General features: G+C 70.7%; 9 protein-coding genes and 1 pseudogene. 3 read left to right on the top strand and 7 right to left on the bottom strand.

Annotated features, from left to right (window positions below):
* Nucleotides 1–10: 10 nt before the first annotated feature.
* A complete protein-coding gene (locus ACF1FZ_RS24830) occupies nucleotides 11–1,825 on the bottom strand; it encodes a SpoIIE family protein phosphatase (RefSeq protein WP_391775595.1) in 1,815 nt (604 codons plus the stop codon).
* A gap of 395 nt (nucleotides 1,826–2,220) precedes the next feature.
* Here ACF1FZ_RS24830 and ACF1FZ_RS24825 point away from each other — a divergent pair.
* A pseudogene (locus ACF1FZ_RS24825) lies at nucleotides 2,221–2,493 on the top strand (IclR family transcriptional regulator C-terminal domain-containing protein); the annotation flags it as partial.
* A gap of 72 nt (nucleotides 2,494–2,565) precedes the next feature.
* Here ACF1FZ_RS24825 and ACF1FZ_RS24820 read toward each other — a convergent pair.
* A complete protein-coding gene (locus ACF1FZ_RS24820; protein ID WP_391775594.1) occupies nucleotides 2,566–4,239 on the bottom strand; it encodes a protein kinase in 1,674 nt (557 codons plus the stop codon).
* A 309-nt stretch (nucleotides 4,240–4,548) separates the two neighbouring features.
* Between ACF1FZ_RS24820 and tkt the strand changes: the two genes are divergently transcribed.
* The gene (tkt, locus tag ACF1FZ_RS24815) at nucleotides 4,549–6,729 is read left to right on the top strand and encodes a transketolase (RefSeq protein ID WP_391775593.1); all 2,181 of its coding nucleotides are present in this window, start codon (nucleotides 4,549–4,551) and stop codon (nucleotides 6,727–6,729) included.
* A gap of 9 nt (nucleotides 6,730–6,738) precedes the next feature.
* Here the strand turns inward: tkt and ACF1FZ_RS24810 are convergent, their stop codons facing one another.
* The 4 genes from ACF1FZ_RS24810 to ACF1FZ_RS24795 form a co-directional block, all read right to left on the bottom strand.
* Nucleotides 6,739–9,597, bottom strand: a complete 2,859-nt coding sequence (locus ACF1FZ_RS24810) for an NHLP bacteriocin export ABC transporter permease/ATPase subunit (RefSeq protein ID WP_391775592.1) — start codon at nucleotides 9,595–9,597, stop codon at nucleotides 6,739–6,741.
* A gap of 1 nt (nucleotide 9,598) precedes the next feature.
* Nucleotides 9,599–11,869, bottom strand: coding sequence for an NHLP family bacteriocin export ABC transporter peptidase/permease/ATPase subunit (locus ACF1FZ_RS24805; protein ID WP_391775591.1), 2,271 nt, complete (start codon nucleotides 11,867–11,869; stop codon nucleotides 9,599–9,601).
* Nucleotides 11,866–12,672 carry an HlyD family efflux transporter periplasmic adaptor subunit gene (locus ACF1FZ_RS24800; RefSeq protein WP_391775590.1) on the bottom strand — a complete coding sequence of 269 codons (807 nt, stop codon included), beginning with the start codon at nucleotides 12,670–12,672 and terminating at the stop codon, nucleotides 11,866–11,868. Before ACF1FZ_RS24800 ends, ACF1FZ_RS24805 begins: the two co-directional genes overlap by 4 nt.
* An 83-nt stretch (nucleotides 12,673–12,755) precedes the next feature.
* Nucleotides 12,756–12,983, bottom strand: a complete 228-nt coding sequence (locus tag ACF1FZ_RS24795) for a type A2 lantipeptide (RefSeq protein ID WP_391775589.1) — start codon at nucleotides 12,981–12,983, stop codon at nucleotides 12,756–12,758.
* 767 nt (nucleotides 12,984–13,750) lie between these two features.
* Here ACF1FZ_RS24795 and ACF1FZ_RS24790 point away from each other — a divergent pair.
* Nucleotides 13,751–16,453: a cellulose binding domain-containing protein gene (locus ACF1FZ_RS24790; protein WP_391775588.1), complete on the top strand. Its 2,703-nt coding sequence runs from the start codon at nucleotides 13,751–13,753 to the stop codon at nucleotides 16,451–16,453.
* A 269-nt stretch (nucleotides 16,454–16,722) separates the two neighbouring features.
* Here the strand turns inward: ACF1FZ_RS24790 and ACF1FZ_RS24785 are convergent, their stop codons facing one another.
* Nucleotides 16,723–18,903, bottom strand: a complete 2,181-nt coding sequence (locus tag ACF1FZ_RS24785; protein ID WP_391775587.1) for a discoidin domain-containing protein — start codon at nucleotides 18,901–18,903, stop codon at nucleotides 16,723–16,725.
* Nucleotides 18,904–19,435: the final 532 nt, after the last annotated feature.

Genomic DNA, 19,435 nt, shown 5'->3' with positions numbered 1-19,435 from the left:
CGGCGTGTGCTCAGGAAGGTTCGGAGGTGTCCCTGACGGGCGTCTCCTCGATGCGTGAGCCGGGCGCTCCGCGGTTGGAGGCGGCAGGGCTGTGCGCGTGCTGCGGCGGCGCCTCGTCGTCACCGGAGCCGGCCGGCGGGGTGCGCAGGACCAGCAGGGCGACGTCGTCGCCACTGGGGTCGATGCGGATCAGGAGTTCGTCGAGGAAATCCTCGACGTCCCGGCGGGCCAGGGCCACGGCATGCCGGCGCAGCGTGGCGAGGCCGGCCTCGATGTCACGGGTCCGGCTCTCGACGAGCCCGTCGGTGTAGAGCAGGAGAGTCGACTCGGGCGGAAGGTCCGCGCGGGCGTCGGGCCACCCCAGTCCCATGTGCAGGGCCGAGCTGAGACCGAGAAGCGGACCGTGGCCGGCCTCGAGGAAGCGGGTCTGCCCGTCGGCCGTGATCAGGAGGGGCGGCGGATGGCCGGCGTTGACCCAGTGGAGCTGCCAGGGGCCGCCCTCCGCGCCCTCGACGCGAGCGAAGACACAGGTGGCCATGGGAGCGTCGCTCGTATGGGTCATCGCCTCGTCCAGACGGCGCATGATCAGGCTGGGGGGCTCCGTCCGGTCCCAGGCCAGGGCGCGCAGCATGTTGCGGACCTCGGCCATGTGGGCGGCGGCCTTGAGGTCGTGGCCGACGACGTCCCCGATGACCATCGTCAGGACTCCGTCGCCGAGGAGGAAGGAGTCGTACCAGTCCCCGCCGATCTCGGCGGCACTCTCGGCGGGCCGGTAGCGGGCCGCCAGCGTGAGGTGGTCGACCTGTGGCAGGGGGGTGAGGAGCTGCCGCTGCATGGTCTCGGCGACGTGGCGCTGCTGTTCGAAGAGTTCTGCGGCCTCCATGACGAGGCCGGCGCGGCGCGCGATGTCGGAGAGCAGGAACACCTCGGCCTCGGTGTAGGAGGAACCCGGGGCGACGCGCGCCACGGTCAGCGCTCCGAAGACCTTCCGCCGGGTGTGCAGGGGGACCACGACGGCGCAGGTGCCTCCCAGCCGGTCGAAGAGCTTCCGGTGGGAGGCGGCGAGCGGGTTGTCCGGCTGCTCTGCGAGGCGCTCCGCGTCCAGGAAGACGGGCTCCGCGCTCCTCAGCGCCTGGATCACTGCCGAACGGGTGGATTCGGGCAAGGACGGCAACGGGCCGGTGAGTGCGTGCGCCGTGTCGTGGTCGCCGGCGGCGCGGACGGCGGCGCGGTGCATCCCGCCGGTCTGTCCCGTGCGGACGTCGATCGCAGCCCAGTCACCCATGTCCGGTACGAGCAACCCGGCCAGCCTGTTCAGCATCTCCGGCGTGTCCAAGGTGGAGATGAGGACCGTGGAGACCTCCGCCACCATCATCAGCCGGGCGGTGAGCCCTTCCAGGGCGGCGAGGTAGGCCGCGGTCTGCTCGGCGGCGTCACGGTGGAGGCTGAAATCGTGGAAGACGACCACCGCGCCTTCCGCCCGCCCCTCGTGCCGCAGCGGGGTGGCCGCCCAGATGACCGGCACCAGGCTGCCGTCCCCGCGGAGAAAGGATTCCTCGCTCCCCTCGGCCGGCCGGCCCGTCTCCAGCACCGTCAGCAGGCCGCACTCGCTCCGCGGGGCCGCGCCGCCGTCCTTCCGGCGGTGCAGCAGATCATGCATGTCGTGCCCGAGCATCTGCTCCTGCGGACGGCCGAGGAGCCGCTGTGCGCGTGGATTGCACGCGGTGAGGCGTCCGGCGGTGTCGGTGACGAAGACCCCCGCCCCCAGACTGTCGAACACCGTGCGCATGAAGCCGGTCTCCAGCAGCCCGTCCGTGGACCTCATCGCACGGCCCTCGCCGTCACCGGGCGGACTTCTCCGCCCGTGCCCGGCGTCGTCACGTCTTCCGGTCCGCCCGGCGGCAGTCGCACGGGCGGCACCCGGTCCGCCACCGGAAACGCGGTGTGGGAGGTCATGCGCTCATGCCCTTCCGCTTCATGGTCGGAGCCCTGCCCGGTCCGTCCGGCAACGAGGCCGGACGGACCGGCAGCACCACAGCATCTGTTCATCATTCATCCGGCCCGCCCGTTTCGCCGCTCGGGAGAGGTCCGCCGCGGTGAACGCGTAGGCCGAAGCCTTCAGCCCCCGGGGCGCCGCGCCGAAGTCCTCAGCCGAGGAGAGCGGGCGGGCCGAACGACGCCGGATCCGTCGCGGGGACTACCGCTCCAGCACCAGCGCGGATCCCTGGCCCGCCCCGATGCACGGGTCGCCACGCCGGCCCCGCACACCCTGACCCGCCGCACCGAACTCGAGGCCGTCCTCCTGGACCGGGTACGCGTGGAGGGATACGCCCTGGTGACGAGGAGCTCGAAGCGGGCCTGCGCTCGATCGCCGTACCTGTCCGCGACCGGGCCGGCACCACGGCCGCGGCCCTCGACGTCGCCGTGCACAGCAGCGGCCGGACGATTGGCGAATGCCTGGAACAGGTGCTGCCCCCACTCCGCCTCGCCGCAGACCGCATCGAGTCGGAGTTCCGTCCCGCGGCCCGGTTCACGACGTGGCGGTGGCGTGAGCCGCCCGTCCCCTCAGGCGTGGAAGCCGTTGCACACAACGGGGGTGAACTCCTCGGGCCCGCCCTCGACGTGGTACAGCACCACGGTCCAGTCGCCCCGGTCGTCGCCCACCGGGGGGGCCTCGACGACCCGTTCGCCGAAGTGGGCCCGGAAGTCGCCGGGATACCTGAAGGTGACGGTCCCGCCCGAGGACCACGCCGAGAAGAGGTCGACGGGCTTGCTGGTGAAGCCGGCCCCCTTGCCGACGGCCCGGGTGGGCCGGCCCGTGGCGGGATCGGTCCCGTGCGGAGGCCGGACACCGACGGCCACGTAGTAGGGCGCGGGCCGCTTCCCCTCGCCGGCGTTCTTCGGGCGCACGGTCACCGAGGCGGTGTCCGAGCCGGTGGTGTGCGAGACGGATGTCTGCAGGCCCGCCGGGAGCGACCCCGGGTCCAGGCCGTCGGACAGGTCGCAGGAGCCGATGCCCTGGGCCGCCTCCGCAGGGTCCTCGGACAAGGTCCAGCGGTCCTGTGACTCACGGTCGTCCACGATGTGGTCCGGCGGTTCTCCGGCCGGTGCGGTGGTGGCCGGCCGCCGGGACGCCTCCGCGCCGTACGTGGGCCCCGCACCGGCCGACCCGCCCTCCGGCGGCCCCGAGAGCAGCCAGGCCGTCGCCGACGCGGCCAGCACGGCCGCCACCGCCGCGAACCCGAGCGATCCCCTGAGCCCGCTGCGGGAAGGGCGCGTCCGGCGGTCCGGCTCGTCGTACGGTGTGGGACCGGGCGGACCCGCGGACACGACCGGCTCCGCCGCGTCGGCCGGCAAGGCGGCGGTCGTCGTGTCCTCCCGGACGGCGGCGGCTCCGGCCTGGGGCAGTGAGCGGTAGTGGGGGTCGGTCGCCAGGGCCGAACCGACCGCGCACCGCGCGATCACGGCAGCGAGGTCCGGCCGGCCGGCCGGATCCTTGGAGACACACTCCCGGATCAGCGCGGCCAGCGCGGGGCGCACGCCGGCCAGGTCGATCTCCTCGTGCACGGCCCGGTAGCTCACCACCGCCGCGTCCCCGGAACCGTAGGGAGGCCTGCCCGTCGACGCGTAGGCGAGCGTCGCACCCAGCGCGAACACGTCCGCAGCGGGGCCGGCCTCGTTGCGCAGGATCACCTCGGGCGCCGAGAACCCGGGGGTTCCCGTGGCCGCCCCGTCCCGTGTGAGCACCGTCTGCCCGAGGGTCCGGGCGATCCCGAAGTCGATCAGCTGCGGTCCCTGCGGGGAGAGGATCACGTTCTGCGGTTTCAGGTCCCGGTGGGTCACCCCGTGGACGTGGACCGCGGCCAGCCCCTCGGCGAGGGCGGCGAACAGCTTCAGCGCACTGTCGGGCGGAAACGGCCCGGCCGCCTGCACCGCTCCCCTCAGGGTGGGCCCCGCCACGTACTCGGTGGCCAGCCAGTAGGGCGGGGCGTCGAGTGACGCCTCGATCAACTGGGCGGTGTAGGCGCTGCGTACGGCTTCGACGGTGGCGGCCTCCCGGCGGAAGCGCGTCAGGGCCTCCGGGTGATCACTGATCTCGTCCCGGATCACCTTCACGGCCACCAGCCGTCCACCGGGGGAGCGGCCGAGATACACCTGCCCCATTCCGCCGGCGCCGAGACGGCCGAGCAGCCGGTACACGCCTATGCCGGAGGGGTCCTGGGGCCGCAGCTCGTCCACCGGCACGACTGTGCCACATCTGCCGTCCGCCGGAGCGCGTCTCCCCGGATCCGAGCCGCTCCTTGTCGTCCGCGTGCGGCGGCACGGGCCTGTCCGTAACCGCAGCGGGTAGGCGACCCGTCGGCGGGACGTGTGCGTCACCGCGACCCGCGCCGCGCGTCGCACCGCCCGGCGGGCATCGGGTCCCACCGCACCGCCGGGCACGCTCCGGATGCGGCGGACGACGAGGGCGCAGAGGATGCGAGGGGTGGCGAGACGCACCGGCCGGTCCCGTCGAACCGAGCAGCGACGTCCGAGGGAGACGACACCATGGCGCCCGAGCGATCCTCTTCCGGCAGCACAGCATCGCGAGACCCCGGTCTCGCCCGCCCGCTGGCCGAACGTGCGGGGTGGAGCGACGTGGACGTGCGCGCGGTGGACACCGTACGGGTGCTCGCCGCCGACGCCGTCCAGAAGACCGGCAACGGCCATCCCGGTACGGCGATGAGCCTCGCACCACTCGCCTATCTGCTGTTCCAGCAGGTCATGCGGCACGATCCCGAGGACGACCAGTGGCTGGGCCGGGACCGCTTCGTCCTCTCGTGCGGCCACACCAGCCTCACGCTGTACATCCAGCTCTACCTGGCCGGCTACGGACTGGAGATGGAGGACCTGAAGGCGCTGCGTACCTGGGACTCGGCGACCCCGGGTCACCCGGAGTACCGGCACACCCGCGGCGTGGAGATCACCACGGGTCCGCTGGGCCAGGGGATGGGGGCCTCCGTCGGCATGGCCATGGCAGCACGCCGGGAGAGGGGCCTGCTCGACCCGGACGCGGCGCCGGGCACCAGCCCGTTCGACCACCACGTGTACGTACTCGCGTCCGACGGCGACATGATGGAGGGGGTCGCCTCCGAGGCCGCGTCGCTGGCCGGCCACCAGCAACTGGGCAACCTCATCACCTTCTACGACTCCAACCACATCTCGATCGAGGACGACACCGACATCTCGTTCAGCGAGGACGTCCCCGCACGCTTCACCGCGTACGGCTGGCACGTGCAGACCGTGGACTGGACCCGCACGGGCGACTACGTCGAGGACGTCGACGCCCTCCTCGCCGCGATCGAGGCGGCGAAGGCGGAACGGTCCCGGCCCTCGCTGATCATGCTGCGCACGATCATCGGATGGCCCGCCCCGACGAAGAAGAACACCGGCAAGGCACACGGGTCGGCCCTGGGGGACGACGAGGTCGCCGGCACCAAGCGGCTCCTCGGCTTCGATCCCGGGACGTACTTCCCGATGGAGGACGAGGTTCTCGCCCACACACGGGCGGTCGGGGAGCGGGGCAGGGACGCCCGGAAGAGCTGGCAGCGGACCTACGAGGACTGGCGGGCCGCCGCCCCGGAGCGGGCAGCCCTGCTGGACCGGCTGAGGGAGCAGAAGCTGCCGGACGGCTGGACCGACGCCCTTCCGGACTTCCCGGCCGACGCCAAGGGCATGGCCACCCGCAAGGCGTCCGGCCAGATCCTCACCGCGCTCGCCCCGGTCCTGCCCGAACTGTGGGGCGGCTCCGCGGACCTCGCGGGCAGCAACAACACGACCATGGACGGGGAACCCTCGTTCATCCCCGCGGACCGGCAGACGGCCGAGTTCACGGGAGGCCCCCACGGACGGACCCTGCACTTCGGTATCCGCGAGCACGCCATGGGCGCCGTGCTCAACGGCATCGCGCTGCAGAGCCTGACCCGCCCCTACGGCGGCACCTTCCTCACGTTCAGCGATTACATGCGCCCCGCGGTCCGTCTGGGCGCCCTGATGAAGCTCCCCGCCACCTACGTGTGGACCCACGACTCGATCGGACTCGGCGAGGACGGACCCACCCATCAGCCCGTCGAACACCTGGCCGCCCTGCGGGCGATCCCCGGCCTCGACGTCGTACGCCCCGGTGACGCCAACGAGACCACCGTCTGCTGGCGGGCGATCCTGGAACACACCGACCGCCCCGCCGGTCTCGTGCTGACCAGGCAGAACCTTCCGGTGCTCGACCGCTTGGACGGTGTCCACGCCCCGGCCGACGGAGCGGCTCGCGGCGCGTACGTCCTCGTCGAGGCACCAGGAGACGTCCCCGACGTCATCCTCGTCGCGACCGGGTCGGAGGTCCACATCGCTCTGGACGCCCGGAAGCTGCTGGCCGACGAAGGGCTGGCCGTCCGCGTGGTGTCGATGCCGTGCCGCGAGTGGTTCGCCGAACAGCCGCTGTCCTACCAGGACGAGGTGCTGCCGCCGGACGTGCGCGCCCGCGTCAGTGTCGAGGCCGCCGTCGGCCAGGGCTGGCGCGAGGTCGTCGGCGACGCCGGCCGGATCGTCAGCCTGGAGCACTACGGCGCGTCCGCCGACTACGAGCGGCTGTACGAGGAGTTCGGGATCACCGCCGAAGCCGTCGCCGCCGCCGCGCGGGCGAGCATCCGGGACGCGGTGGAACCCCCCAGGCCCGGCGGGCGGCGGTCGTAGAGGACCTCGTCAGCTCATCTGGCGCCGCACCAGTTCGTGGAGCTGCCCGTCCGTGTCCGCGAGGAGCTCGGCGGGCGGCCCCTCCTGGACGACACGGCCGTCCGCCATGACGACCACGCGGTCCGCATCCATGACGGTGGACAGCCGGTGCGCGATGACGACACGGGTGGCCCGCAGGGACCGGGTGCTCTCGGTCACGGTGCGCTGGGTCCCGTTGTCGAGTGCGCTGGTGGCCTCGTCGAAGAACAGGACGCGGGGGCGGCGGACGAGGGCCTGCGCGATCATCAGCCGCTGGCGCTGCCCGCCGGAGATCGAGCCACCGCCGGAGATCATCGTGTGCAGACCCATCGGCATGCGCTTGATGTCCTCGGCCAGCCCCGCCATCGCGGCGGCCTCCCACGCCTCCTCCTGGGTGAAGGCCTCGGCGCCGCAGATGCAGTCCAGGATCGATCCGGACAAGGGCTGGGCGTTCTGCAGGACGACCCCGCACTGACGGCGTACGGCCGCCTGGTCGAGCGCCGCCAGATCCTGGCCGTCGTACAGGACGCTGCCCGAGACCGGCTTGTCGAATCCGATGAGCAGCCTCAGCAGCGTCGACTTGCCGCAGCCGCTGGGGCCCACGATCGCGACGAACTCGCCGGGCCGTACGGTCAGCGACACGTCGTCGAGGACGACGGGGCCGTCGTCGGAGTAGCGGAAGGACACACCCCTGGCCTCGACCTCCCCGGACAGGGCGCCGGGCTGGACACTGGTGCCGCGTACCTCGGGCGCCTCGTCGAGTACCGGCCTGATCTGTTCGAACATCGGCAGTACGGCGGCGGCGGACACGAACGCCCCGGTGAGCTGGGTGACGGCCGTCAGCAGCATCGTCACGGACGTGTTGAAGGCCAGGAACTCGGCGGCCGTCAGGGACCCGCGTGCCGGGCCCGCCAGCAGGACGAAGATGACCAGCGAGCACAGCGGCAGATGGACCGCGTTGAGGACCGTCGTCAGGTTCTTGATCCTGCCTGCCCGCTTCTGCAGCTCACGGCTGCGGGCGAACTCCGCCGCCCACGCCCCGTACGCGAAGCTCTCCGCCGCCGCGACCCGCAGCTTGGGCAGCCCGCGCAGCGTCTGGAACGCCTGGTTGTTCAGCTTGTTCCCGAGCTCGACCAGCCGGCGCTGCCAGCGGAGTTCCCACATGCCCATGGTCAGGAACACCCCGGCGATGACCACCAGCATCGCGACGGCGGTGAGGGCCAGCGGAACGCTGAACCAGAGCAGCAGACCCAGGTTCACCGCCCCGAGCGTGCCCGCCTGCACCACGACGGGCCCGGTGCCGGACAGCACCCGCCGGACGGAGCTCACGCCCATCGCCGCACTCGCCAGTTCTCCCGTGGAGCGCTGGGCGAAGAACTTCGCCGGCAGCCGCAGCAGCCGGTCCCACACCGCCGGCTGGAGCGTGCTCTCGATCCGCCCCTCCATGCGCAGGATCGTGAGGTTCTGCAGCAGCATGAAGGCCGCCGAGACGACACCGGAGATGATGACGGCCAGCGACATCTGCACGATGAGAGCGTTCTGGGCGCTGGGCACGTACACGCCGAGCACCTTGCCGGTGGCGATCGGCACCAGCGACCCCAGCGCGACCGTCACCAGACCCGCCAGCACAAGGTTCCTCAGGTCACCCCGGGTGCCGAACAGACCGAAGCGCAGCAGCTTCCGCCTGCTCAACGGCTCTTCCGGCAGCGGCCGGTAGAACATCACGGCGCGCTCGTCGAATTCCTGTGCGGAGTCGCTGCCGACACGGCTGCGCCGCCCGGTCAGCGGGTTGACCGCTTCGTAACGGCCACGGCGCCAGAGCAGGGCGACCGGCGCTCCGGACGCCGCGCGGTGCCCCACCAGCGGCCCCGAGTTCTCCCGCCACCAGCGTCCGTCGAGCCGCACCGCGCGGGTGCGGATGCGTGAGGCGACCGCCACCTGCTCGACCGGATCGATCCGGTCGCTCACCGCCCCGCCCGCCGCGGGCTCCGCGAGGACGATCCCGGAATCCCGGGCCACCAGACGGCAGGCCGCGTACACCGCGTCCCGCGACGCCCCCTTCGCAGGCGAAGGGCCCTTCCCGGACCGCCCGATCGAGGTCAGCAGCGCCTGGTCGGCCTCCTTGCGGACGGCCTCACCCGCCTTCATGCCCGCCGCGGTCCGGTCCTCGTGAGCACGCTCCAGCTGTTCGATCCAGCGGTCCAGCGCCGACAGCAGGCGGTACTGCTGACTGACCATCCCCTGCCACATCGCGGGGCCGACGAGCAGGTCGCCCGCCGCCTCGGCACTGAACGCGGCGCCGTACTGCACGCTGCCGGGCGACACCGGCAGCCACAGGACGTCGTCGTCGCCCACCGTTTCGTCGAGGGCCGTCCGCCCGTCCAGCGGAGCCTCGAAGAGCACGCGCTGACTGCGGCCCACACCGAGTGAGAAGGCGTGCTCGAGCAGACTCAGCGTGGCGTCCCCGGTGTCGTAACGGCTGCGGTACTGGCCTTCGTACACCCCTCGACCGTCGCACTCCGGCCGGTACAGCTCACGCAGCGGGATCCGGCGCAGCACACATTCCTGGAGCGGTCGTCCGACCAGGGTGTGCTGCGGGCCCTCGACCGGACCCAGCACGAGGGTTCCCGGTTCGAGCCGGCCCAGGAAGTGCCAGTGCCCCTGTCCCACCGCGTCCACCGCGAACAGGTCGAGGGCGCCGCCGACGACGAGCCACAGCACCTGGGGGCCTTCGAGGGACAGGCTCCGCAGCCCGGTGCAGTCGACCGGCATCCCGAGAGCGCCCAGTGCGCCGAGGACCGGGTCCTGCCCGGACGCCTCCGTGCCCGCGAGCGGATGTACGGATGCCATGTCAGTGCTCCCTGACCAGTTCGGCGTACGGGCCCCCGGCGGCCACCAGATCCTCGTGCCGGCCGCGCTCCACGACGGTCCCGTGGTCCAGGACCACGATCTCGTCGCTGTCGCGCACGGTGCTCAGCCGGTGCGCGATCACCACACAGGCGCAGCCGCGCCGGCGGAGGTTGTCGATGATGACGCGCTCCGTCTCGGCGTCCAGCGCGCTGGTGACCTCGTCCAGGACCAGGATGCTGGGGCGGCGCACGAGCGCCCGGGCGATCTCCAGCCGCTGGCGCTGCCCGCCGGAGAAGTTGCGGCCGTCCTGCTCCACCCGGCTGCGGATGCCGCGGGGGCGGCGGGCGACGACGTCGTACAGGGCGGCGTCCCGCAGGGCTTCGGCCACGGCCTCGTCCGGGACAGAGGGGTCCCACAGCGCCACGTTGTCCCGGACCGTCCCCTCGAAGAGGAAGACGTCCTGGTCGACGAAGGACACGGATGCGGCCAGCGCACCGCGGGATGTGTCCTCCAGACGCTGTCCGTCGATGCGGATCGTGCCCTCCCACGGGCTGTAGAGCCCCGAGAGGAGCCGGGAGACCGTCGACTTGCCGCTGCCGGAGCCGCCGACGAGGGCCACCTGCTGTCCGGGGCCCACGGACAGGGAGAAACCGGTGAGCAGGGGCTTGTCGAGAGGGCTGTAGCCGAAGGTGACCTCCTCCAGCGTCACATGGCCCTTGAGACGGCGGGTGCTCGCGGCCGGCTCGCGGCGGGAGTACAGGGCGTCGACCGGGAAGTTCTCGACGTCCTTGAGGCGTGCCACGTCGGCAGCGAAGTCCTGGATCCGGCCCGCCACCCCGTTGAGCCGCGCGACCGGCGCGGTGAAGCGGGTCACCAGCGCCTGGAAGGCGACGAGCAGACCGATCGAGATGTGCCCCTCCACGGCCCGCAGCCCGCCGATCCACAGGATCAGCGCGCTGTTGACCGTCGCGAGAGCTGGAGCGACGACGCCCAGCCAGGCGCTCGGTACCCCGAGGCGCTGCTGTTCCTCCAGTGTCGTCGCGTGCTGCCCGGCCCACCGGCGGAAGTACCCGTTCTCGCCGCCCGTGGCCTTCATCGTCTCGATCAGCTGGAGACCGGTGTACGAGGTGTTCGTCAGCCGTGCGCTGTCGGCCCGCAGCTTCTGGGTGCCGGTGGCCCGGAGCCGCATGACGATGCGCATCGCGACCACGTTGAGCAGAGCGATCCCCACCCCGATGACGGTCAGCTGCGGATCATACGTCCACAGCAGGAACGCGTAGAGGAGAACGACGATGCCGTCCACGCCGGCCGCGGTGAGATCCCGGGCCAGCGTCTCGGCCACGGCGTCGTTCGACTGGAGGCGCTGGACGAGGTCGGCGGGGCTGCGCTGGGAGAAGAAGGTGACAGGCAGGCGGAGCAGATGCCGGAAGAAGCGTGCGCTGCCCAGCGTCGAGGAGATGATCCGCCCACGCAGCAGGTTCGCCTGTTGCAGCCATGTCAGTACGACGGTGAGGGCCGCCATGGTGCCCATCGCGGCGAACAGCACGCCCAGCAGCGAGGTCTGCTCGCCAATCATGAACATGTCGATGTAGGTGCGGCTCAGAGCCGGGAGCGTCGCTCCGACGGCCACCAGCAGCAGGCTGGCGAACAGGGCGGCCAGCATCGTGCCGGTGGTACCGCGCAGCCGGGCCGGCAGTGAGGCCATGACACCGGGCTTCCGGCCGCCGCGGCGGAAGTCCTCACCGGGTTCGAGGACGAGGACGACCCCGGTGAAGCTGGTGTCGAAATCCTCGATCGGTACGAAACGGCGCCCCTTGTCCGGGTCGTTGATGTGCACGCCACGCCGCCCGAGACGGCGGCCCACGCCGTCGTACACGACGTAGTGGTTGAACTCCCAGAACAGGATCGCGGGGGCCTGGACCTCTGCCAGGGCCGCGGGCTCCATCTGCATGCCCTTGGCCTGGAGGCCGTAACTCCGCGCGGCCTTGAGCACGTTGCTGGCGCGCGAACCGTCGCGCGAGACGCCGCAGGCGATCCGCAGCTCCTCCAGCGGCACATGACGGCCGTAGTGACCGAGCACCATCGCCAGTGAGGCCGCACCGCACTCCAGGGCCTCCATCTGGAGCACGGTGGGGGTGCGCACGGTCTTCGCCGGAGCGGATTTCGGCGCGGGACGCGACCGCCGCCTGCTGCCCGGGCCCTCCGGGCGGTGCCTGCCGCGGCCGGGAGGCGGCAGCTGCTGGGCGGTGGGGGACGGGAGCGGTGCGGTCACGGGAGCAGCCAATCGATCGGGCGCCGGTCGGCGAGACGGATGGAGCCGGCGGCCAGGGTCATGGAGCCGATCGCGTACGGAGGGCCCTCGGCCGAGGACCACCGATAACCGGACTCGGTGGAGTCCGACCGCTCGATCTCCACCAGGACCGCCAACGGCCGTCCGTGCTCGGAGAACTGTTCACCGAGCTGTGCGTCGCCGAGGAAACGGGCGATCTGCTGCTGTGTCTGCGCGGCCCTGCCCACCGCGGCGACCTTGCCGCGCAGCACCCCGTACTGCTGGGCGGGGACGGACTGGACGGTGAGGTCGACGGAGGCGCCGACCGGGACCGAGGCGGCCCTGCTCCCGGATACGTACAGCAGGGCGACCAGTGGATCGCCGGCGCCGTCGATCCGTTCGACGCTCGCCACGTCCGCGCCGGTGGTGACCACCGCACCGATCGTGGCCGTCACCGAGGTGAGCCGGCCCGCGTCGATCGTACGGACGACGCGTTCGCCCTGCTCCGTACGGACCTTGAGGAGGGGGGAGTCGCGGGGCAGGGTCTCGCCCTCGTCGGCGAGCACCTCGGTGATCTGCCCGGCGACGGGGCTCTGCAGGATGTAACTGCCACGGGAATGCGTGAGGACGCCGGGCGCGTCGAGTGTGCCGGCGACGGAACCCGTCACGGCCCAGAAGCAGGCGGCGGCCGTCACCGCGACGGTGACGCAGAGGACGAGCAGGCCCTGCGGGCGGGCGAAGCGCACCGGAAGATCGAGCTGTTCGGGCGACTGCAGCTTGGAAAGGGCCTGTTGGCGGAACTGCACGTAACTCTTCCCTCACCTGTCAGCGGTCGGCACCGAGCCCCGGAACCGACGGGTCCCGGGGCTCGGTGGGGTCCTGCCGTGTCTCAGAGACCGGCGGTCAGGCCGGTGGCCAGACCGGTGACCGCGCCCGGGTTCACGCCGGTGGCGGACTCGACGAGACCGGTGGCCGAGCCGACGACGCCGGCGACCGGGACGATGCTCTCCACGGTGCCCGTGACGTTGCCGACGAGGCCGCCCACGAGGCCGCCCGAGACGTTGTCGAGGTCGCTGTCGGAGATCTCGGCGGTCTCGACCTGGGGGGTGTAGTTCATGATGAGCGCTGCCCTTCGTATGGAAATTGCTTTTCTACGGAAACCCGTGGTGCAGCCTCCGTATGGCCCAGGATCAAAGCACGCCCGTGCCTCGCGCAGCCAATCGAACCGCGGCGTATCTGTGGCTGCCGGCCCACTGGAATCGACTTACGTGCAGAAGTGTTCATTCCATGACGGCGGATCCTTCACGAGCTTCACCGGATGAATTCCGTGCCGCCGCGGCTTCATGCTCCGGAATCGGGGCAGGCCCACCTCAATCGACTCGCCGAACGGTCTGGACCTGGCACTTCGTGCCGGAACGCGTGACCGGGGTGCGCATGCCGTGTGCAGGTTTCTTCGCTCCGGCTGTCTGTGGGATTCCAAAGGCATGTGGTGTGCGCGGCCGGGTGGAGTTCGGAAACCATCGGTATTCACGTCCTTGTGAAAGCTGAGCGCGTCTCTTTTTCCCTTGTGTTCCCCCTGCGAATTGACCGGTGTATTTATGGAGCATTCCGCGGGTCTGTGTGTTACCGGCCTCACATCACCTCCGGGTGTGTGGAGAAGGCGTGCCGCCTTTCCCGGCGCCCGGGGGAGGTGTGAGCACCCGCGGGCCCGTTCGGCCGGGAGGTGAGCGAAGAGCGGTCTGATTCATCCGATGAAACGGCCGCACTGCCCTTCTCTCGGGCGGCATGCGGCGCTACCATCGGGGTGCCGTATGGGAGCGCTCCCACCTCTGCTCGTTTCCGTACCGCCGCTGTGCGGCGGTCCAGCTCGGAGAGGACGTTTCCGTGTGCTTGAGCACCAGACCAATCGCCGCCCTGGTGGCGGCACTTGCCCTCACCGTCGGGTTGTCGCTCACCGGCAGTCCGGCGGTGGCACGTTCGGACGAGGGGCCCGTCGCGGCCGAAGCATCGGATGTGTCCGTCGCGGCGGACACCTACACCTGGAAGAACGCACGGATCGACGGCGGCGGCTTCGTGCCGGGCATCGTCTTCAACCGGTCCGAGAAGAACCTCGCCTACGCGCGCACCGACATCGGCGGCGCCTATCGCTGGGACCAGGCGGGCAAGAAGTGGACTCCGCTGCTGGACTGGGTGGACTGGGACCGCTGGGGCTGGTCGGGGGTGGTGAGCCTGGCCTCCGACACGGCCGATCCCGACAACGTGTACGCCGCCGTCGGTACGTACACCAACAGCTGGGACCCGACGAACGGAGCGGTTCTGCGTTCGTCGGACCGCGGCGCCTCCTGGAAGGCGGCCACACTGCCGTTCAAGCTCGGCGGCAACATGCCCGGACGGGGGATGGGGGAGCGGCTCGCGGTCGACCCCAACAAGAACTCCGTGCTGTACCTCGGCGCACCCAGCGGCAACGGATTGTGGCGGTCCACCGATTCGGGGACCACCTGGTCGGAGGTGACCGCCTTCCCGAACCCCGGCAACTACGCGCAGGACCCGTCCGACACCAGCGGATACGGCAACGACAACCAGGGCATCGTGTGGGTGACGTTCGACGAGCGCTCCGGCAGCGCGGGCAGTGTCACCCAGGACATCTACGTCGGCGTGGCCGACAAGGCGAACACCGTCTACCGCTCCACGGACGGTGGCAGCACGTGGTCCAGGATCGCCGGCCAGCCCACCGGATACCTCGCGCACAAGGGCGTACTCGACTCCTCGACGGGCCACCTCTATCTGACGCTGAGCGACACGGGCGGCCCGTACGACGGAGCCAAGGGGCAGATCTGGCGGTACGACACGGAGTCCGGCGCGTGGACGGACATCAGCCCCGTGGCGGAGGCCGACACCTACTACGGTTTCAGCGGCCTCTCCGTCGACCGGCAGGCACCCGGGACCCTGATGGCCACCGGCTACAGCTCATGGTGGCCCGACACCCAGATCTTCCGTTCCACCGACAGCGGTGCGACATGGACCCAGGCGTGGGACTACACCAGCTACCCGAACCGCTCCAACCGCTACACCATGGACGTCTCCTCCGTGCCCTGGCTCAGCTGGGGCGCCGTCCCGTCCCCACCGGAGACCGCACCCAAACTGGGATGGATGACGGAGTCCCTGGAGATCGACCCGTTCGACTCGAACCGGATGATGTACGGCACGGGCGCGACGGTCTACGGCACGGAGAACCTCACGTCCTGGGACTCCGGTGGCCAGTTCAAGATCACGCCCATGGTGAAGGGGCTGGAGGAGACAGCCGTCAACGACCTGGCGAGCCCGCCATCCGGCGCACCGCTGTTGAGCGCGCTCGGTGACATCGGCGGTTTCCGGCACACGGATCTGGACGCGGTGCCCGCCATGATGTTCACCTCGCCGAACCTCGACTCGACCACCAGCCTGGACTTCGCGGAAGCGTCCCCGGGCACGGTCGTACGGGTCGGCAACGCCGACGCCGCTCCGCACATCGGCTTCTCCACCGACAACGGCGCCAACTGGTTCCAGGGTTCCGAGCCCGCCGGGGTCACCGGCGGCGGCACGGTCGCAGCGGCGGCGGACGGCAGCGGATTCGTCTGGAGCCCGGACGGCGCGGCCGTCCATCACACCACCGGATACGGTAACTCCTGGACCGCCTCCGCCGGAATTCCGGCCGGAGCGACGGTGGAGTCGGACCGGAAGAACCCGAGGAAGTTCTACGGGTTCAAGGCCGGCACCTTCTACGTGTCGACCGACGGCGGAGCCACGTTCACCGCGAAGGCGAAGGGGCTGCCGACGGAAGGGAACGTCCGCTTCAAGGCGTTGCCCGGCACGGAGGGCGACATCTGGCTCGCCGGCGGCGCCCCGGCAGGCGCGTACGGGCTCTGGCGCTCCACGGACTCCGGCACGAGTTTCACCGAATTCTCCGGTGTGGACCAGGCGGACAGCGTCGGATTCGGCAAGGCGGCCGCCGGGGCCTCGTACCAGACCGTCTTCGTCAGCGCGAAGATCGGTGGGGTGCGCGGCATCTTCCGGTCCACGGACGCGGGCGCCACCTGGACGCGCATCAACGACGACGCGCACCAGTGGGCCTGGACCGGAGCGGCGATCACCGGAGACCCGCGGGTCCACGGCCGGGTCTACGTCTCCACGAACGGTCGGGGCATCCAGATCGGGGAGTCCTCCGACACCGGTGGCGGAGACCCGGACCCCGATCCCGACCCGGACCCGACCGAGCCGCCGGCGGAGGCCGACTGCTCGGTGACGTACAAGGTCACCAACCAGTGGTCGGGCGGCTTCCAGGCCGAGGTGACAGTCACCAACACCGGCAGCACGGCCTACGACGGCTGGCAGTTGGGCTGGTCCTTCCCGGGCGACCAGAAGGTCACCCAGATGTGGAACGCCTCCCACCGGCAGGAGGGGGCGAAGGTGACCGCGACGAACGTCGGCTGGAACGGCAAGGTGGCCCCCGGTTCCTCGGTGGGCTTCGGCTTCACCGGAACATCCACGGGTGGCGATTCCGAGCCGGACGCGTTCACGCTGGACGGTGACGCCTGCACCGTCGGCTGATGCCTGTGGGCCGGCGCTGGCTGCGCCGGCCCCGAGGGTGACGAAATGGACGCGCCTCCCCCGATGTGATGCGCCGGGCGGACGGCCCGGAACCGCCCGCACATCCGGAGATGCTGCCGGAGGCGTGAGCGGCGGGACGGCGCGGAGCGTGAGCGGGCTGTGATTCGCCCCGCATGACGCGGGGCCCGTAACCCGAAGCTTGGGTCTCGGGTTCTCGCGGACCCCGCGCCTTCCGTCCGATGAGCCGGCTCCGCTCCTCTCACCCCGCCTCAGGGAAAGGACACCACCTGAGAGGGGATGGTCGACGTACCGGATGTGGGGGATCCGGTGTTGTTGATGACGTGGTCGTACTGGCCCTGGCCGCCGAGGGACACGACGAGCAGGCCATGGAACTTCACTCCGGGTTTCACCGGGGCCTGGAAGCCGTGCTGCTGGCGGATGGACGGGTCGACGTTGTAGTAGCAGTAACTGCCCATGCCCCATCCCTCGTGAGTGGTGACGGAGTCGGCGACCTTGTAGGCGGCGTAACCCTTGATGTCACCGTTCTGGATGGCGGCCTGGCCGGGGGCGTCGTACGCCTTCTCGTTCTGGAAGAAGATCGTCTTCCCGTTCTCGCCGTACCACTGGACGTCGTACTTGTTGAAGTGTTCGACGAACAGGCCGGTGGCCAGCACGTCGTCACCGTTCACCCGGAGGCCGTAGTCGGACCGGTTGGTCTCCCAGCCGACCCCGTCACCGTGATCGGCGCGCCACAGCCACGTGTGGTCGATGATCGTGTCGTCGCTGTTGACCACCATGGCGGTGGTCGCCTTGCCGGCCCCCGCGCCACCGACGCGGACGAACACGTCCTGGAGGCTCGTCGGGTTGACGGAGTGGTCTGCCGACGCTCCCTCGGGGCCCACCTGAACGAGGACCGGGGAGTTCTGAGTCCCGGCATCCACGAGGAGTCCGGCGAGCTTGACGCCGTCGACGTCACCGACCTTGATCGCGGTCACCCCGTTGTCCGGGATGATCGTGGCGAGGCCGAGGCCCAGTGCCACGGTGTTCGCGCGGTTGATCTCGATGGGTTCGTTCACGTGGTAGATGCCCGGGGTGAACAGCAGGTGCAGTCCCTGGCGCACCGCCGCGTTGATGGTCTGGGCGGTCGCGCCCGGCTTGACCACGTAGAACTGGCTCAGCGGGATCGACTCGCCCTGTGGGGTGCCGTTCCAGGAGACGCCGCGTGCGGCGGTGCGCTTGGCGGGGACGAAGACCTTGTAGTCGTTGCCGTCGAGGTGGAGGAAGGGCTTCTCGCGGGAGACCGGGGTGTTGTTCAGCGTGGTGTACGGCGGTTCGGGGAAGCTCTGGGCGGGTGCTCCCTCGACGCCGGAGAACGTCATGTTCCAGACGCCGTTGCCCCAGCTGCCGATGGAACTGTCGCGGGTGTACCACTGTTGCTGGGAGTAGGGGCCGACCTGGCCGTCGATCTTGCTGTCGGCGATGTAGCCGCCGCTGGCCCAGCCGTAACCGTTCGGTGCGAGGTTGAGGCCGCCCTTGACGTGCATGCGGCGGAAGGGGGCGGCCTGAGAGACGGCCCAGCGGTTGGTGCCGCTGACCGGGGCGAGGGCCAGGTTCTCGGCCGAGCGCCAGAAGTTCTGTGTGGCGTTGCCGTTGAACCAGCCGGCGTCGACCGTGACATCGCCGTTGAAGGTGGTGTCGTCGGGTTTGAGGCCGAGCCCCGCGATCTGGGTGTAGAAGCCGATCTGGGCGTTGATGTTGTTGTAAGTCCCCGGCTTGAACATCAGGGCGTAGCGGCCCGTGCCGAACTGTGCGGACTCCTGCTTCTTGAAGATCTCGTCGACCTTGGCCTGGATGTTCGGCGTCGAGGGGTCGAAGACCAGCACGTTGGGACCGAGGTCGCCGCCGCCGGGGATCTGCGGGTCGCCCCCGCCGGCCGTGCCGAACACCTGGAACTCCCAGAGGGAGTGGCCGTAGCCGGTGGCGCGCGCGGTGCCGGTCAGCCGGACGTAGCGTGCGGTGCCGGAGACGTCGAGGGTCTCCGTACCGCCGGGACCGGTGGCGGTGGAGTACACGGTGTTCCAGCTGTTGTTGTCCGAGGAGAACTCGATCCGGTACCCGGTGGAGTAGGCCGCCTCCCAGCGCAGCACGATCTGGCTCACCGAGGCGGTGGTGCCGAGGTCGATCTTTATCCATTGGGGGTCGGAGAAGGTGCTCGACCAGCGCGTTCCGTTGTTCCCGTCCACCGCCGCCGCGGCGGGGGTGCCGCCGTTCTCCTGGCTGGACGAGGTCACCGCCTTGCCCTGGGAGAGGAGCGCGGGGGCGGCACCCGCGGGGGCCTGGGGGACGAAGGCCAGGAGCGAGAGCACGAGACCGGCGAGGACGGCCAGGACTCCGGTGCGTCTTCCGGTCGGTGACGGAAGGGATCTGCGGGGGGTCGGAGGTGCGTACATGGGGTCTCCTGAGTCGTGGGGCGGGTACACGACGCGTACAGCCAGAGAGCGCTCTCTCCGACTGTGCGAGATACTCCACCCTTGTTGCGAACGCGTCAAGATATGTGCGGCGGCGGATGCCTCAGGGCTCGTTGCCGCCAAGAACTGTCGGCTCCGTCGTCGCGACGGCCCCCGCGGACCGTTCTCCTCGGTGGCGGGGTGCCGTATCCGGTGGATCACGGGTTCAGGAAGTGACGGATGGCTCGGGCCGTACGCTGCTCGTCGGTCACCGTCGCGGCTGGGGACGCGCGCGACTCGGGCGGTCCCGTGGTCACGGGCCGTCCGTGGGCACCCGGTGACACCCGTGACAGGCCTGGACAACGGGTGCATGCGGCCCTCCTGCACCGGTGGCGGCATCCGGACCGTGAAACCACGAGCACCACGGAAGCCCCCTACACAAATGATCGTCTTTTCCCAAACCTCCTCCCGGCGTGGCGTGCCGTCCAACGGGTGACATCTGGCCACCTGTCACACGATGAGCCCACCGTGTCGC

It is taken from the genome of Streptomyces sp. NPDC014623, assembly GCF_043088245.1.
Lineage (GTDB): Bacteria > Actinomycetota > Actinomycetes > Streptomycetales > Streptomycetaceae > Streptomyces.
The sequence above is the reverse complement of the archived record's forward strand: the minus strand, read 5'-3'. Positions and strand labels throughout refer to the sequence as shown.

Excerpts from the sequence above, each read along its gene's own strand:
- ACF1FZ_RS24785 (WP_391775587.1), bottom strand. The coding sequence starts at position 18,903 with ATGTACGCACCTCCGACCCCCCGCAGATCCCTTCCGTCACCGACCGGA.
- ACF1FZ_RS24830 (WP_391775595.1), bottom strand. The coding sequence starts at position 1,825 with ATGAGGTCCACGGACGGGCTGCTGGAGACCGGCTTCATGCGCACGGTG.
- ACF1FZ_RS24795 (WP_391775589.1), bottom strand. The coding sequence starts at position 12,983 with ATGAACTACACCCCCCAGGTCGAGACCGCCGAGATCTCCGACAGCGAC.
- tkt (WP_391775593.1), top strand. The coding sequence starts at position 4,549 with ATGGCGCCCGAGCGATCCTCTTCCGGCAGCACAGCATCGCGAGACCCC.
- ACF1FZ_RS24810 (WP_391775592.1), bottom strand. The coding sequence starts at position 9,597 with ATGGCATCCGTACATCCGCTCGCGGGCACGGAGGCGTCCGGGCAGGAC.